This window comes from Streptosporangium sp. NPDC049644, assembly GCF_040675205.1.
Lineage (GTDB): Bacteria > Actinomycetota > Actinomycetes > Streptosporangiales > Streptosporangiaceae > Streptosporangium > Streptosporangium fukuiense.
Genome location: NZ_JBFAOJ010000274.1, coordinates 1 through 1,177 on the forward strand (window position 1 = coordinate 1; position 1,177 = coordinate 1,177).

2 protein-coding genes are annotated in these 1,177 nt (G+C 66.9%); both read left to right on the top strand.

Annotation, left to right across the window (positions count from 1 at the left end; translation table 11 throughout):
* Positions 1–106: 106 nt before the first annotated feature.
* Positions 107–625: a winged helix-turn-helix domain-containing protein gene (locus tag AB0J58_RS45085; RefSeq protein WP_364228017.1), complete on the top strand. Its 519-nt coding sequence runs from the start codon at positions 107–109 to the stop codon at positions 623–625.
* Positions 595–1,155 carry a transposase gene (locus AB0J58_RS45090; protein WP_364228020.1) on the top strand — a complete coding sequence of 187 codons (561 nt, stop codon included), beginning with the start codon at positions 595–597 and terminating at the stop codon, positions 1,153–1,155. Before AB0J58_RS45085 ends, AB0J58_RS45090 begins: the two co-directional genes overlap by 31 nt.
* The last annotated feature ends 22 nt before the right edge of the window (positions 1,156–1,177 follow it).

Sequence of the window (1,177 nt, forward strand, 5' to 3'; positions counted from 1 at the left end):
TACTGACGAAGAAATCCGGGCGTCATGCGTTGCTCAGGGCACTCATTCTCGCTGTTTTCCCAGGTGGCAACCTGGAGGTATGAGGTACTCCGACAGAAGCGGGGGATTGTCCGACACAGAGCGAGCGCGGCGCGAGGCGCTGCGGCTTCGGGCAGCGGACATGTTCTCCGGAGGAATCCAACCACCGCGGGTGGCCCGCCTGCTGGACGTAACGCGCAAATCCGCCTGTGAGTGGCATCGGGCCTGGCGGAAAGGCGGTAAAGCCGCACTGCGCTCCAAGGGCACCGCTGGAACCGGCTGCAAGCTCACCGATGAGCAAGTGGACCGACTGGAGGCGTTGCTGGAGGAGGGCGCGGCCGCGCATGGCTGGCAGGACCAGCGCTGGACCAGCCCGCGCATCGCGATGCTGATCGCCGAGAAGTTCCACATCCGCTACACCCCGCGCGCAGTGGCCTACCTGCTGGAGCGGCTGGGCTGGTCGTTCCAGGTACCGGCGCACCGAGCCGCCCAGCGCGACGACGAACAGGTGGCCACCTGGGTCAAGCGGACCTGGCCCGCGATAAAAGCACCCGGGCGGCCTGGGGCTCCTGGCTCGTGTTCGCCGACGAGTCCGGCCAGAGCCTGAGGCCGCCCAAGGGCAGAACCTGGGCCCGAAAAGGCCGCACGCCGGTCCTGCCGGCCGCATACAGCGGATCCGGGCGCACCTCGATCGCCGGACTGGTGTGCGCCAAACCCGGTGAGCGCACGCGTCTGATCTACCGCACGCTCACCTACCGCCGCCGCAAGAACGAGCCCAAGGGGTTCGGCGTCGAGCACTTCCAGGTCCTGCTGCAGGCCGCGCATACCCAGTTGGGCGGGCCGATCTCGCTGGTGTGGGACAGCCTGCCCGAGCACGTCAGCGCTGAGATGCGCACCTGGATCGCCGCCCAAGGCGACTGGCTGCTGGTCTACCGGCTGCCACCGTACGCCCCTGATCTCAACCCGGCCGAGGGCATCTGGTCCAACCTGCGCACCAGGCTGCTCAACTTCACCATCGACGGCATTGACCAGCTCACCGTGCTGATCAGAAGCCGGCTCAAGCCGCTGCAGTACCGGTCCGACCTGTTGGACGGGTTCATCGCCGAGACCGGACTCGTGATCTCCGATCCGGCATAACCTCCAGCTTTCTTCCTCAGTA